This is a genomic window from Streptomyces sp. TP-A0356, assembly GCF_001417775.1.
In the GTDB taxonomy this organism is placed as follows: domain Bacteria; phylum Actinomycetota; class Actinomycetes; order Streptomycetales; family Streptomycetaceae; genus Streptomyces.
Genome location: NZ_BBZJ01000032.1, coordinates 73,934 through 87,149, shown reverse-complemented (window position 1 = coordinate 87,149; position 13,216 = coordinate 73,934). Strand labels below are relative to the sequence as shown.

The 13,216-nt window shown below is 69.9% G+C and carries 9 protein-coding genes; 5 read left to right on the top strand and 4 right to left on the bottom strand.

The features are described 5' to 3' along the window. Nucleotides 1–37 precede the first annotated feature (37 nt). Nucleotides 38–604 carry a DJ-1/PfpI family protein gene (locus ASC56_RS32295; protein ID WP_055495144.1) on the bottom strand — a complete coding sequence of 189 codons (567 nt, stop codon included), beginning with the start codon at nt 602–604 and terminating at the stop codon, nt 38–40. Nucleotides 605–1,208: 604 nt separating this feature from the next. Here ASC56_RS32295 and ASC56_RS32290 point away from each other — a divergent pair. From ASC56_RS32290 to ASC56_RS32280, 3 genes are all read left to right on the top strand, one after another. After that, nucleotides 1,209–6,149: an NAD-glutamate dehydrogenase gene (locus ASC56_RS32290; RefSeq protein ID WP_055495143.1), complete on the top strand. Its 4,941-nt coding sequence runs from the start codon at nt 1,209–1,211 to the stop codon at nt 6,147–6,149. A 258-nt stretch (nt 6,150–6,407) separates the two neighbouring features. Beyond that, complete coding sequence (locus tag ASC56_RS32285; protein ID WP_234377161.1) at nt 6,408–6,920, top strand: GtrA family protein; 513 nt, start codon at nt 6,408–6,410, stop codon at nt 6,918–6,920. A 146-nt stretch (nt 6,921–7,066) separates the two neighbouring features. Next, nucleotides 7,067–8,479, top strand: coding sequence for a hypothetical protein (locus ASC56_RS32280; protein ID WP_055495164.1), 1,413 nt, complete (start codon nt 7,067–7,069; stop codon nt 8,477–8,479). A gap of 212 nt (nt 8,480–8,691) precedes the next feature. Here the strand turns inward: ASC56_RS32280 and ASC56_RS32275 are convergent, their stop codons facing one another. Together ASC56_RS32275 and ASC56_RS32270 are read right to left on the bottom strand one after the other, a co-directional pair. Further along, a complete protein-coding gene (locus tag ASC56_RS32275; protein WP_199836123.1) occupies nt 8,692–9,507 on the bottom strand; it encodes an ABC transporter ATP-binding protein in 816 nt (271 codons plus the stop codon). Between the two features lie 4 nt (nt 9,508–9,511). Beyond that, nucleotides 9,512–10,426: an ABC transporter permease gene (locus tag ASC56_RS32270; protein WP_055495140.1), complete on the bottom strand. Its 915-nt coding sequence runs from the start codon at nt 10,424–10,426 to the stop codon at nt 9,512–9,514. 261 nt (nt 10,427–10,687) lie between these two features. Between ASC56_RS32270 and ASC56_RS32265 the strand changes: the two genes are divergently transcribed. Continuing rightward, nucleotides 10,688–11,314 carry a TetR/AcrR family transcriptional regulator gene (locus ASC56_RS32265; protein ID WP_055495163.1) on the top strand — a complete coding sequence of 209 codons (627 nt, stop codon included), beginning with the start codon at nt 10,688–10,690 and terminating at the stop codon, nt 11,312–11,314. A gap of 248 nt (nt 11,315–11,562) precedes the next feature. On the opposite strand, the gene ASC56_RS32260 is transcribed toward ASC56_RS32265, so the two are convergent. After that, entirely contained in the window at nt 11,563–12,168 is a 606-nt protein-coding gene (locus tag ASC56_RS32260) for a TetR/AcrR family transcriptional regulator (protein WP_055495139.1), read from the bottom strand. A 99-nt stretch (nt 12,169–12,267) separates the two neighbouring features. Here ASC56_RS32260 and ASC56_RS32255 point away from each other — a divergent pair, with 99 nt between their 5' ends. Continuing rightward, nucleotides 12,268–13,200 (top strand): oxidoreductase, encoded by a 933-nt coding sequence (locus tag ASC56_RS32255; protein WP_055495138.1) that lies wholly within the window; start codon nt 12,268–12,270, stop codon nt 13,198–13,200. Nucleotides 13,201–13,216 lie beyond the last annotated feature (16 nt).

The window sequence follows — 13,216 nt, the reverse complement described above, 5'->3', positions numbered from 1 at the left end:
CCCCGGGAGGGGCGCCGCACGGTGGCCGGCGTGGGCCTCAGGTCACCGGCGCCTTCACCCGCAGGACCTTGAGGAACTCGCGCATCCAGCCGGGGTGGTCCGGCCAGGCCCGGGATGAGACGAGGGTGCCGTCGACGACCGCCTCGGTGTCCTGGAAGGTGGCACCGGCCGCCTGCATGTCCAGCTCCAGGGCGGGGTAGGCCGTGACGTGCCGACCGCGCAGGGCGTCGACCGCGGCGGTGAGCAGGGGGCCGTGGCAGATCTGCGCGACGGGCTTGTCGGTGTCGAAGAACGACTTGAGGATCTTGCGGAGTTCGGGGTCGTTGCGGAGGTACTCCGGGGCCCGCCCGCCGGGGATGACGAGGGCCACGTACTCGCCCGGGTCGACCTCCGAGAAGGCGAGGTCGGCGGGCCAGGTGTAGCCGGGCTTCTCGGTGTACGTGTCGAAGCCGGGTTCGAAGTCATGGACGACGAAGCGAAGTTTCTTGGCGGTGGGGGCGGCGATATGGACCTCGTAGCCCTCCTCGCGCAGACGTTGGTAGGGGTAGAGGACCTCCAGTGATTCCGCCGCGTCGCCGGTGACGATCAGGATCTTCTTGGCCATGCTCGCTGTGCTCCCCTCGGTCGTGCGGACACCTCCGGTGGGTTTCCCTGGCAACGTGCCTCAGTGGCGCGGTCCTGCCAAGGGCCCACGCGTTCACAGGCCGCTCACCATGTCCCCATGCTCGCACCGCGGGCCCTGCACGGCATCGCTCCCTCTGCCCCTGTGCAGAACGTCAAAGTTCGACCCCCGCTTTTGTACACATACGGCTCATGACGTGCCCCCCACGGGGAGCGATAGCCTTGTGGCGTGATCAGCGCGATAGTTCGCGGGGACGCCGTCGTCCCTGCCCTGCGCCCGGTGAGCACGGACGACATCCGTGACCGGGCGGCGGCCGCTGGTCTTCGCAGGCGGGGCCGGTCCGAAGGGGCGCCGAGGGCGTCCGTCGGGGCAGCCGGGGCGCCGGGGACGCGGGAGGCGCACAGCGCGCCGAGAGCAGCGTCACAGTCGCCCGGGGTGTCGGAAGTGGCCGATAACCCTCCGCCCATCTCTCCATGCGGCATAGCGTCGAATCAGACCGGACACCCCGCGTCACGGCGTTACGTCGGAGAAGAGACCGTACTTCCTTCTACGTCACGCAACGGCGCGCGACAGGAGCCAGAGGACAATGCAGACCAAGCTGGACGAAGCCAAGGCCGAGCTGCTCGAAAGGGCCGCACGGGTAGCTGAGAACAGCCCGGTCGGGGGGCACCTACCGACTGGGACGACGAGCGAGGGCACCCCCGACCGGGACACCGTGCTCGCGTTCCTCCAGCGCTACTACCTGCACACCGCACCGGAAGACCTGACCGACCGCGACCCGGTGGACGTCTTCGGGGCCGCCATCTCGCACTACAGACTGGCCGAAACCCGCCCGCAGGGCACGGCCAACGTGCGGGTGCACACCCCGACCGTCGAGGAGAACGGCTGGACGTGCAGCCACTCCGTCGTCGAGGTCGTGACCGACGACATGCCCTTCCTCGTCGACTCCGTGACGAACGAGCTGTCGCGGCAGGGACGCGGGATCCACGTCGTCGTCCACCCCCAGTTCGTCGTCCGCCGCGACCTCACCGGCAAACTGCTGGAGGTGCTGCCGGGCGCGCCCGCCGGGGACCTGCCGCACGACGCGCACGTCGAGTCCTGGATCCACGTGGAGATCGACCGCGAGACCGACCGCTCCGACCTGAAGCAGATCACCGCCGATCTGCTGCGCGTCCTTTCCGACGTCCGCGAGGCCGTCGAGGACTGGGAGAAGATGCGCGACGCCGCGCTGCGCGTCGCGGAGGAGCTCCCGAAGGAGTCCCTGCCCGGGGACCTGCCCGAGCCCGAGCGCGAGGAGGCCGGCGAGCTGCTGCGCTGGCTGGCCGACGACCACTTCACCTTCCTCGGCTACCGCGAGTACGAGCTGCGCGATGACGACTCGCTGGCGGCCGTGCCCGGCACCGGCCTCGGCATACTGCGTTCCGACCCGCACCACGCGGGCGAGGACAGCCACCCGGTCAGCCCGTCCTTCGAGCGACTGCCCGCCGACGCCCGCGCCAAGGCGCGCGAGCACAAGCTGCTCATCCTCACCAAGGCCAACAGCCGCGCCACCGTGCACCGGCCGTCGTACCTCGACTACGTCGGCGTGAAGAAGTTCGACGAGAACGGCAACGTCATCGGCGAGCGCCGCTTCCTGGGCCTGTTCTCGTCCGCCGCCTACACCGAGTCCGTGCGCCGTGTGCCCGTCGTCCGGCGCAAGGTCGAGGAGGTCCTCAGGGGCGCCGGGTTCTCGCCCAACAGCCACGACGGCCGAGACCTGCTCCAGATCCTGGAGACGTACCCGCGTGACGAGCTGTTCCAGACCCCGGCGGACGAGCTGCGTTCCATCGTCACCTCCGTCCTCTACCTCCAGGAGCGCCGCCGCCTGCGGCTCTACCTGCGCCAGGACGAATACGGCCGCTACTACTCGGCCCTGGTCTACCTGCCGCGCGACCGCTACACCACGGGCGTCCGGCTGCGGATCATCGACATCCTGAAGGAGGAGCTCGGCGGCACCAGCGTCGACTTCACCGCCTGGAACACCGAGTCGATCCTCTCCCGGCTGCACTTCGTGGTCCGTGTGCCGCAGGGCACCGAGCTGCCACAGCTGTCCGACGCCGACAAGGAGCGCATCGAGGCCCGGCTCGTCGAGGCCGCCCGGTCCTGGGCGGACGCCTTCACCGAGGCCCTGAACGCCGAGCTCGGCGAGGAGCGCGCCGCCGAGCTGCAGCGCCGCTACGGCCACGGCTTCCCCGAGGGCTACAAGGCCGACCACACCCCGCGCGCAGCGGTCGCCGACCTCGTCCACCTGGAGCGGCTGACGGCCGAGGAGGGCGGCAAGGACTTCGCCCTCAGCCTGTACGAGCCCGTGGGCGTCGGCCCCGGCGAGCGCCGCTTCAAGATCTACCGCAAGGGCGAGTCCGTCTCCCTCTCCGCCGTCCTGCCGGTGCTCCAGCGGCTCGGCGTCGAGGTCATCGACGAGCGCCCGTACGAGCTGCGCTGCGCGGACCGTACGACCGCGTGGATCTACGACTTCGGTCTGCGCCTGCCGAAGTCGGTGACGGGCAACGGTGACTACCTCGGCGACGACGCCCGTGAGCGGTTCCAGGACGCCTTCGCGGCCACCTGGACCGGGCAGGCCGAGAACGACGGCTTCAACGCCCTCGTGCTGAGCGCCGGGCTCACCTGGCGGCAGGCGATGGTGCTGCGCGCGTACGCGAAGTACCTGCGTCAGGCCGGTTCGACCTTCAGCCAGGACTACATGGAGGACACCCTCCGCAACAACGTCCACACCACCCGGCTGCTGATCTCCCTCTTCGAGGCGCGGATGTCCCCGGAGCGGCAGCGGGCCGGTCTGGAGCTGACCGACGCGCTGCTGGAGGAGCTGGACGCCGCCCTCGACCAGGTCGCCTCGCTCGACGAGGACCGGATCCTGCGCTCCTTCCTCACCCTCATCAAGGCGACCCTGCGCACCAACTTCTTCCAGGAGGCGCGGGGCGGCAAGCCGCACGACTACGTCTCCATGAAGTTCGACCCGCAGGCCATCCCGGACCTGCCGGCGCCGCGTCCGGCATACGAGATCTGGGTGTACTCGCCGCGTGTCGAGGGCGTGCACCTGCGCTTCGGCAAGGTCGCGCGAGGAGGTCTGCGCTGGTCCGACCGGCGCGAGGACTTCCGTACCGAGATCCTCGGCCTGGTCAAGGCGCAGATGGTGAAGAACACCGTCATCGTGCCGGTGGGTGCCAAGGGCGGGTTCGTCGCCAAGCAGCTGCCGGACCCGGCCGTGGACCGCGACGCCTGGCTCGCCGAGGGCATCCGCAGCTACCGGACCTTCATCTCGGCGCTGCTCGACATCACCGACAACATGGTGGCCGGCGAGGTCGTGCCGCCCGCGGACGTGGTCCGGCACGACTCGGACGACACCTACCTGGTGGTCGCGGCCGACAAGGGCACGGCGACGTTCTCGGACATCGCCAACGAGGTCGCCGACAAGTACAACTTCTGGCTGGGCGACGCCTTCGCCTCCGGCGGCTCGGCGGGCTACGACCACAAGAAGATGGGCATCACCGCACGCGGTGCCTGGGAGTCCGTGAAGCGGCACTTCCGGGAGCTGGGCGTGGACACCCAGGCCGAGGACTTCACCGTCGTCGGTATCGGTGACATGTCCGGTGACGTGTTCGGCAACGGCATGCTGCTCTCCGAGCACATCCGCCTGGTCGCCGCCTTCGACCACCGGCACATCTTCATCGACCCCACCCCGGACGCCGCGACCTCGTACGCCGAGCGCCGCCGGCTGTTCGAGCTGCCGCGCTCCTCGTGGGCCGACTACGACACGAAGCTGCTGTCGGCCGGCGGCGGTGTCTTCCCCCGTTCGGCCAAGGCGATCCAGATCAACGCGCACATCCGCGAGGCGCTCGGCATCGAGGGTGGCGTCAACAAGATGACGCCGGCCGATCTGATGCGGGCGATCCTCAAGGCGCCGGTGGACCTGCTGTGGAACGGCGGCATCGGCACGTACGTCAAGGCCTCGACGGAGTCGAACGCGGACGTCGGCGACAAGGCCAACGACGCCATCCGCGTGGACGGCCGCGACCTGCGCGTGAACGTCGTCGGCGAGGGCGGCAACCTGGGTCTGACCCAGCTCGGCCGGATCGAGTTCGCCCAGGCCGGCGGCAGGATCAACACCGATGCCATCGACAACAGCGCGGGCGTGGACACCTCCGACCACGAGGTGAACATCAAGATCCTGCTCAACGCGGTCGTGGCCAACGGCGACCTGACCGTCAAGCAGCGCAACCAGCTGCTCGCCGAGATGACCGACGAGGTCGGCGCCCTGGTGCTGCGCAACAACTACGCGCAGAACCTGGCGATCGCCAACGCCCTGTTCCAGTCGAAGGACATGCTGCACGCCCAGCAGCGGTTCATGCGCCACCTGGCGCGCGAGGGCCACCTCGACCGCGCGCTGGAGTTCCTGCCCACCGATCGGCAGATCCGTGAGCGGCTCAGCTCCGGGCAGGGCCTGACCGGCCCGGAGACGGCCGTACTGCTGGCGTACACCAAGATCACGGTCGCGAAGGAGCTGCTGGACACGCCGCTGCCCGACGACCCGTATCTGATCAGCCTGCTGCGCGAGTACTTCCCGACGGCGCTGCGGGAGAGGTTCCCCGAGCAGATCGACGCCCACGCGCTGCGCCGCGAGATCGTCACGACCCTCCTGGTCAACGACACGGTCAACACGGGCGGTACGAGCTTCCTGCACCGCCTCCGTGAGGAGACGGGCGCCTCGCTGGAGGAGATCGTGCGGGCGCAGACCGCGTCCCGCGCGATCTTCCACTCCGGCGCGGTGTGGGACGCGGTCGAGTCCCTCGACAACAAGGTCGAGGCCGCCGTCCAGACCCGTATCCGGCTGCACTCCCGCCGGCTGGTCGAGCGCGGTACGCGCTGGCTGCTCAACAACCGGCCGCAGCCGCTGGAGCTCACCGAGACCATCGCGTTCTTCAAGGACCGCGTCGAGCAGGTCTGGAGTGAGCTGCCCAAGCTGCTGCGCGGCGCGGACCTGGCGTGGTGGCAGAAGATCTACGACGAGCTGACGGGCGCCGGCGTTCCCGACGAACTCGCCACGCGCGTGGCCGGGTTCTCCTCCGCCTTCCCGGCACTCGACATCGTCTCGGTGGCCGACCGCACGGGCAAGGACCCGATGGCCGTCGCCGAGGTCTACTACGACCTCGCCGACCGGCTGCGGATCACCCATCTCATGGACCGCATCATCGAGCTGCCGCGCGCCGACCGGTGGCAGTCGATGGCCCGCGCGGCGATCCGCGAGGACCTGTACGCGGCTCACGCGGCCCTGACCGCCGACGTCCTGTCGGTGGGCAACGGCACCTCGACGCCGGAGCAGCGCTTCAAGGCCTGGGAGGAGAAGAACGCGGCGATCCTGGCGCGGGCGCGCACGACCCTCGACGAGATCTCGACGTCGGACTCCTTCGACCTCGCGAACCTGTCGGTCGCGATGCGCACCATGCGGACGCTGCTGAGGACCCACAGCTAGCGCCCCGGCGGGCAACGTTTGCCCGCCCCTTGCCGTACGACGGCGGGGGCGCCCCCCCCGGATGAGGGGCGCCCCCGTTCGTGTGTCCGAAGAACCCCGTACGGGTAACCGTGGATGCTGCCCGCGCCACCCACCCCGTACCCGCTTCTTGCCAATACCTAAGGGAAATCAGGACTTCGCTTTACTCTCTCTCGCTAGACAGGATGTTTGGACTAGGGTTTGGCGTGATCGTCGGATGACTGTGGAGGACCCGTACCCGTGACTGTGAACCTCTCCGAGCAGCGGCCCCAGGTCGCGCTCCCGGTCACCGAAACCATCGATCCCGCTCCCGCCCCCGCGCTGTCCCGGGTCCGGCGGCTCACGGTCGAGGTGGCCAAGTTCGGGGTCGTCGGCGGCAGCGGTGTCGCGGTCAACTTCCTCGTCTTCAACGCGCTGCTGCACGGTCTGGCGTGGGCGCCGATGACGGCGACCGTGCTCGCCAGCGTCATCGCCATGGGCACCAACTACCTCGGCTTCCGCTTCTTCGCCTACCGCGACCGCGCGTCCCGCACCCGTCAGCAGATCGCGCTGTTCTTCGTCTTCAGCGGCCTGGGCGTGGTGATGGAGAGCGTCCTGTTCTACGTCGGCTACCACGGTCTCGATATGAACGGGCCACTCGGCTCGAACGTGGCGAAGGCGCTGTCGATCGTGCTGGCGTCGGCGTTCCGCTTCCTGGTGTACCGGACATGGGTCTTCCAGCACGAGGCGAAGCAGGACGTCGGCGCGCGATGAGCGTCGCCGCTGAGGGGACCGGCGCGGATGCCGGGCGGACCGCGAGCCGGTTCGGAAGACCCTGGGGCCCGCTCGTGGCCTCGGGCGGGCCGCGCGGAGCGACCGGTGTCACGCTGTGGGCGGCGGTGGCGCTGGTCGTGCTGCTGATGCTGCTGGTGATCGTCCGGCTGCCGTGGGACGGTGACCTCGGCATGCACGCGGCGACCGTGGAACGCCTGCGGCACCGGTTGCTGGACCCCGGCAATCCACTGGTCCACGCGGACACCCCGAGCCCGTACTACACGCCCTGGACCGTCTTCCTCGGCGTCGTCGCCCGCATCACCGGGCTGTCCGTCTGGGTCGTGCTGCGCATCGCCGCGCTGATCAGTCTGACGCTGCTGGTGACGGGGGTGTGGCGGTATGTGCGGACGCTGAGCTCCCACCGTCTCGCGCCGCCGCTCGGCCTGCTGTGCCTGCTGTTCCTGTGGGGCACGCAGGTGTTCGACTGGAGCGGCTTCCTCGGGCTCAACTCGCTGGCGCTGACGGTGGCTTACCCGAGTATGTTCGCGCTGGGGACGGCCTTCCACCTATGGGCACTGCTGACGCGGGCGCTGAAGGGCGAGCCCGCGGGCTGGGTCACCTTCCTGGGGCTCGGTGCGATGTGGGCGGTGATTCTGCTCAGCCACCAGTTCACCGGGGTGGTGACGACGCTGGGCGTGCTGGCGACGGTGGTCGGCGCGCGCGCCGGGCGCCGGGCCCTGCTGCGGCTGGGGGCCGGGATGCTGCTCGGGGCGGCGATCATCGCGCTGTGGCCGTACTACGACTTCTTCGCGCTGCTGCACGCGGGCGGACTCGAGGAGATCCACCGGTCGCTGTACCAGCACCTGTTCGCACGGTTCGGGCTCGTGCTGCTCGGGGTGGTGGCGCTGGCGGTACGGGCGCGCCGGGAGTGGCGGGATCCGCTGGTGGTGTTCTTCCTGCTCGGCGTGGTGGTGTTCGCGGCCGGTGGGCTGAGCGGGCACTACTCGTGGGGGCGCGCGCTGCCGGCGGTGCTGATCCCGGCGCAGCTGGCGGCGGCCGTGGAGGTGGCCGGGGCCGTGCGCGGCACACTGCGGAACGTGGCGATCTGGGTGCTGGCCGCCGCGCTGGGCATCGGCACATGGACGCAGGTGGGGACCGTGGGATACGTGGTGGGGCGGGACGCGCTGCCCGGGGCGGTCGCCGCGAAGTACCGGGTGCCGTGGGTGGGGTACCACTGGATCACGTCGTGGGTGCGGTACGGGGACGTGGTCATGGCCAGGACGTGGACCGCGCGGCAGGTTCCGGCGTACGGGGCGTACACCGTGGCACCCGGGTATCCGGACTTCTTCCTGCCGGACCAGGCCAAGCGGCAGGCCGCGGTGGAGACGTACTTCGGGGCGGGGCGGTCCCGGACGGCCCGGCTCGGGGTGCTGCGGTCGTACGGAGTGCGGTGGATCGTCCAGCGGCCCGCGGAAGGGGGCCTGCCGTCGGGCGATCGGGCACTGCGGCGGGTGGCTTCGGGGCCGGGGGGTCAGGTGCTGTACCAGGTGGTGCGCTGAGGGGCTCCGCCCGCTGAGGGGTCACTCCGCCCCGCTGAGGGGCTCCGCCGCTTCACCCGGCGGGCCGGCCCAGGCTTCCGCAATGGGGCAAGCCCGCCCAGACCCTCGCTTCGGCCGGAACGGCCTCGCAGCCGAACGCCGGACGGGCTGACAGACTGGTTGTTCAGCCTGTCAGCCCGTCCGGCGCTCTCCGCGCGCCGCAGTGCCGCGGATCACTTCGCCTTGGGCGCGCTCGCGGCCTTGGGCTTGGCGCCGCCGCCCGTGAACGCCTCGTACTCCGCGAGGACGTCCGCGGTCGGACCGTCCATGCGCAGCACGCCGCGCTCCAGCCACAGCACCCGCTCGCAGGTGTCACGGATCGAGTTGTTGTTGTGGCTGACGAGGAAGACCGTGCCCGCGTGCTCGCGCAGTTCGCGGATGCGCTCCTCGGACCGCTTCTGGAAGGCGCGGTCTCCCGTGGCGAGCGCCTCGTCGATCAGCAGGACGTCGTGGTCCTTGGCAGCGGCGATCGAGAAGCGCAGACGGGCCCCCATACCGGAGGAGTAGGTCCGCATGGGGAGCGTGATGAAGTCGCCCTTCTCGTTGATGCCCGAGAAGTCGACGATGTCCTGGTAACGCTCCTTGATCTGTTCGCGGGGCATGCCCATGGCGAGACCGCCGAGGTAGACGTTGCGCTCGCCCGTGAGGTCGTTCATCAGAGCCGCGTTGACGCCGAGGAGGGAGGGCTGGCCGTTGGTGTAGATCTTGCCGTTCTCGACGGGCAGCAGCCCGGCGACGGCCTTGAGCAGCGTCGACTTGCCGGACCCGTTCGTACCGATCAGGCCGATGGCCTCGCCCTTGTACGCGGTGAAGGACACGTTCTTGACGGCATGCACCCGACGCACGCCCGCCGCCTTCTCCGCCTGCTCGCGGCGCAGGATGCGGTTGAGTGCGGCGGTGGCCGAGCCACGGCCGGAGCCGGTGCCGTTGACGCGATAGACGATGTCGACGCCGTCGCAGATGATCGTGGGGATGGGTTCGTCCTTCATGAGCTCAGCCACGGCCGTACTTCTCCTCAGCCTTCCAGAAGTAGATGAAGCCGCCGACGCCGGCGACCAGAGCCCAGCCGACCGCGTACGCCCACACGTGGTGCGGAAGCTGCTTGGCGTGGAAGCTGTCGATCAGCGAGAAGCGCATCAGGTCGATGTAGACGGCGGCGGGGTTGGCCTCCAGCAGCCGCTTCACGATGTACGGCAGGTGGGTGTTCTTGAGCGTCTTGTCGATGCTGAACATCACGCCCGAGACGTACATCCAGGTGCGCAGGACGAACGGCATCAGCTGCGCGATGTCGGGCGTCTTGGCGCCCATCCGGGCCAGGATCATCGACATGCCGGCGTTGAACACGAACTGCAGGACCAGCACCGGGACCGTCAGCAGCCAGGAGAAGCCGAGCGGGATGCCGAAGCAGAACAGGATCACCACGAGAGCGGCCATGGAGAAGAGCAGCTGCTGGAGCTGCTGCAGCGCGAAGGAGATGGGCAGGGCGGCCCGCGGGAAGTGCAGGGCCCGCACGAGGCCGAGGTTGCCGGAGATGGCCCGGGTGCCCGCCATGATCGAGCTCTGCGTGAACGTCCAGACGAACACGCCCGTCACCAGGAACGGGATGTAGTCCGGGACGCCGTGCTTGGTGCCCAGCAGCACACCGAAGATGAAGTAGTAGACCGCGGCGTTCAGCAGCGGCGTCATGACCTGCCAGATCTGGCCGAGCTTCGCCTGGCTGTACTGGGCGGTGAGCTTGGCGGTGGCGAAGGCCGTGATGAAGTGACGCCGTGCCCACAGCTGGCGCACGTACTCCGCCAGGGAGGGGCGGGCGCCGCTGACCGAGAGGCCGTATCGGGCGGCGAGCTGCGCCGGGGTCTCGGCCTGGTCGGTGGCCGCGGGGGGCGGTGTGTGGAGAACCTGGCTCACATCCGCTGCTTTCGCTCGGGGGGTCGGTTGCGCGAACCGGTCCGCAGTCTTCCGTCGTAATGACCCCTTTGGTACCGCCTCCTGGCATTTCTCATGATTCTTGCCAGGGTCTTGCTCTGTTCTTGGCGTCCTGTACTTCTCTTGGGGATTTGTACCGTTGTTTCTTGGCGTCGGGACGGGACCGTATCGTCGCAACGCGAGCGTAAGCCGATCTGACGTCGGAACGCAACCGTCTCGTCGTCACGCCCTATGCTGGTCCGTATGACGACGAACGCCGACCCTCCCCAGGTGAAACGGCGCCGCAGGGCGCCCGCGGGTGCGGCCGTGCTCCGTGAGGATGTGACGGAGGCCATTCGCGCCGCCGTCTTCGAGGAACTGGCGGCCGTCGGTTACGCACGGATGTCCATCGAGGGGATCGCGCGGCGGGCGGGGGTCGGCAAGACGGCGGTGTACCGCCGGTGGCGCTCCAAGCTGCACCTGGTTCTGGACCTGGTCTCGGCGGTCGCCGTGCAGGGTCTGCCGGCTCCCGACACGGGCTCGCTGGAGGGTGACCTGCGCCTGCTGTACGAGGTCACGTCCCGTGCCCTGCGCCACCCGGTGGCGGGCCAGATCATCCCGGACCTCCAGGCGGAGGCGGCCCGCAACCCGGAGATCGCGGAGGCCATGCAGAAGGCGCTGCGCGAGGGCCAGCAGAGCGTGGCGAGCGGCGTGGTCGCCGCGGCGGTGGCCCGGGGCGAGATCGGTGAGTCCATCGACATGGACCTGGCCCTGGACCTGATCTCCGGCCCGCTGTACTGGCGCGCGGTGGTGGTACGGGGCCCGAAGCTGCCGACGGGCTACCTGGCGGGGCTGGCCCGGGCCACTGCGGGGGCGCTCAAGGCGTTGTGAGGGCGATGCCCGGACGCGGAGCTCGCGGCGCGCGTCGACGTGCCGTTGACCGCGGCCCGTCCGTTCGCCCGGAAGCTTCGCCCGAAGTTTCGCCTGGAAGTGCAGGGCCGCGGCCACGTGCCAGGGGTCACCGCCGGTGAGGACGGCCTCGTAGGGTGCGCCCGCGCGTCGCCCGATGGCGGAGCCGAGGACGGTGGCGTTGGCCCGGCGCATGGGGGAGTCGGTCCTCCGGGCAGGGTGCGGAGGCGTCAGTCCGACTTCTCCGGGGCGCATCCTCGCAGGATGTAGGCCACCAGTTCGTCCAGGCCCTGGTCGGTCACCTCCGGCGGCAGGGAGCCGCTCGCCATCAGGTCCGCGTAGCCGTGCAGGGTGGCGAAGGCCGGGACGCCCACCCTCTCGACCGGGCCCTCGCGGACCTCGCCGCGCCGCTGGCCCTCCGAGATGAGTCCCACCGTCTGGTTCGTCCACCGCTGGGACGCGGCGACCAGGTCCTCGGACGCCTCGGGGTTGTGCTTGATCGCGTACATGAGGTCGAGCAGCTCGGGGTTGGCGGTGGCGAACCCCACGTAGGCGCGTGCCACCGCGGCCAGCCGCTCGGCGAACGTCTCGCCCGCCCCCTCCTGGGACGCCGCGATGGTTTCGGCGAGGCGGTCGAAGCCGGTCAGCGCCAGGGCGTCGAGCAGCGCCTGCTTGTCCTTGAAGTGCCGGCTCGGCGCGGCGTGGCTGACGCCCAGGTCGCGTGCGAGTTCCCGGAGGGACAGTGCGGCCGGTCCCTTCTCCCGGAGCGTCTCCTCCGCACGGGCGAGGAGCGAGGCGCGGAGATCTCCGTGGTGGTAACGACGACGAGTCTGCATAGAGGTCAGTGTATCCAGGATGTGACCGCCGCCTACATTGTTGGCGACAGCATCATTGTTGGCATTGACAGCATTGTTGACGCCGCCTACTTTGAAGGCATGCCCAAGACTGAACGCAAGTGGAACGCCACCGACATCACCGACCAGACCGGCCGCACCGCCGTCGTCACCGGCGCCAACAGCGGGATCGGACTCGCCACCGTGGACGCACTGGCCCGGGCGGGCGCCCATGTGGTGCTCGCCGTACGGGACCTGCGGCGCGGCGAGGCGGCCGCCGCGAGCGTGCGCGGTGCGAAGGGAAGCGTGGAGGTGCGCCGCCTCGATCTGGCCGACCTCGCCTCCATACGGGAGTTCGCCACCGGCTGGCGGGGCGATCTGGACGTCCTGATCAACAACGCCGGTGTCATGAACGTCCCCGAGGCCACCACCAAGGACGGCTTCGAGATGCAGCTCGGTACGAACCATCTGGGGCACTTCGCCCTGACGAACCTGCTGTTGCCGCACGTCAGGGACCGGGTGGTCACCGTCGCCTCGGGCGCGCACCGCTTCCCGGGCGCGCGGATCCACTTCGACAACTTGAACCTGTCCGGCGAGTACGCGCCGATGGCGGCGTACAGCCAGTCCAAGCTCGCCAATCTGCTGTTCACGCTGGAGCTCCAGCGCCGCCTGACCGAGGCGGGTTCACGGGTGCGGGCCCTTGCCGCGCACCCGGGCTGGGCCGCGACCAACCTCCAGGGCCACGACGCCAGCGTCGTGCGCCGGGTCGCGATGCGGGTCGGCAACCGCGTCCTGGCGCAGGACGACCGGGCGGGTGCGCTGCCGACCCTGTACGCCGCGGTCCAGGACCTGCCCGGCGCGAGCTATGTGGGGCCCGACGGTCTCGGCGAGATGCGTGGTGCCCCGGCGCTGGTCGGCCGCTCCCGCGCGGCCAGCGACCCCGAGTCGGCCCGCCGCCTGTGGACGGTCTCCGAGGAACTGACCGGCGTCACGTTCCCGCAACTCGCGGACCTGATCAGGACGACAGGGGCCTGAGGGCCGCCGCCCACGC

Coding starts and splice junctions, on each gene's coding strand:
- ASC56_RS32295 (WP_055495144.1), bottom strand. CDS start 604: ATGGCCAAGAAGATCCTGATCGTCACCGGCGACGCGGCGGAATCACTG.
- ASC56_RS32290 (WP_055495143.1), top strand. CDS start 1,209: ATGCAGACCAAGCTGGACGAAGCCAAGGCCGAGCTGCTCGAAAGGGCC.
- ASC56_RS32280 (WP_055495164.1), top strand. CDS start 7,067: ATGCTGCTGGTGATCGTCCGGCTGCCGTGGGACGGTGACCTCGGCATG.
- ASC56_RS32275 (WP_199836123.1), bottom strand. CDS start 9,507: ATGAAGGACGAACCCATCCCCACGATCATCTGCGACGGCGTCGACATC.
- ASC56_RS32265 (WP_055495163.1), top strand. CDS start 10,688: ATGACGACGAACGCCGACCCTCCCCAGGTGAAACGGCGCCGCAGGGCG.
- ASC56_RS32260 (WP_055495139.1), bottom strand. CDS start 12,168: ATGCAGACTCGTCGTCGTTACCACCACGGAGATCTCCGCGCCTCGCTC.
- ASC56_RS32255 (WP_055495138.1), top strand. CDS start 12,268: ATGCCCAAGACTGAACGCAAGTGGAACGCCACCGACATCACCGACCAG.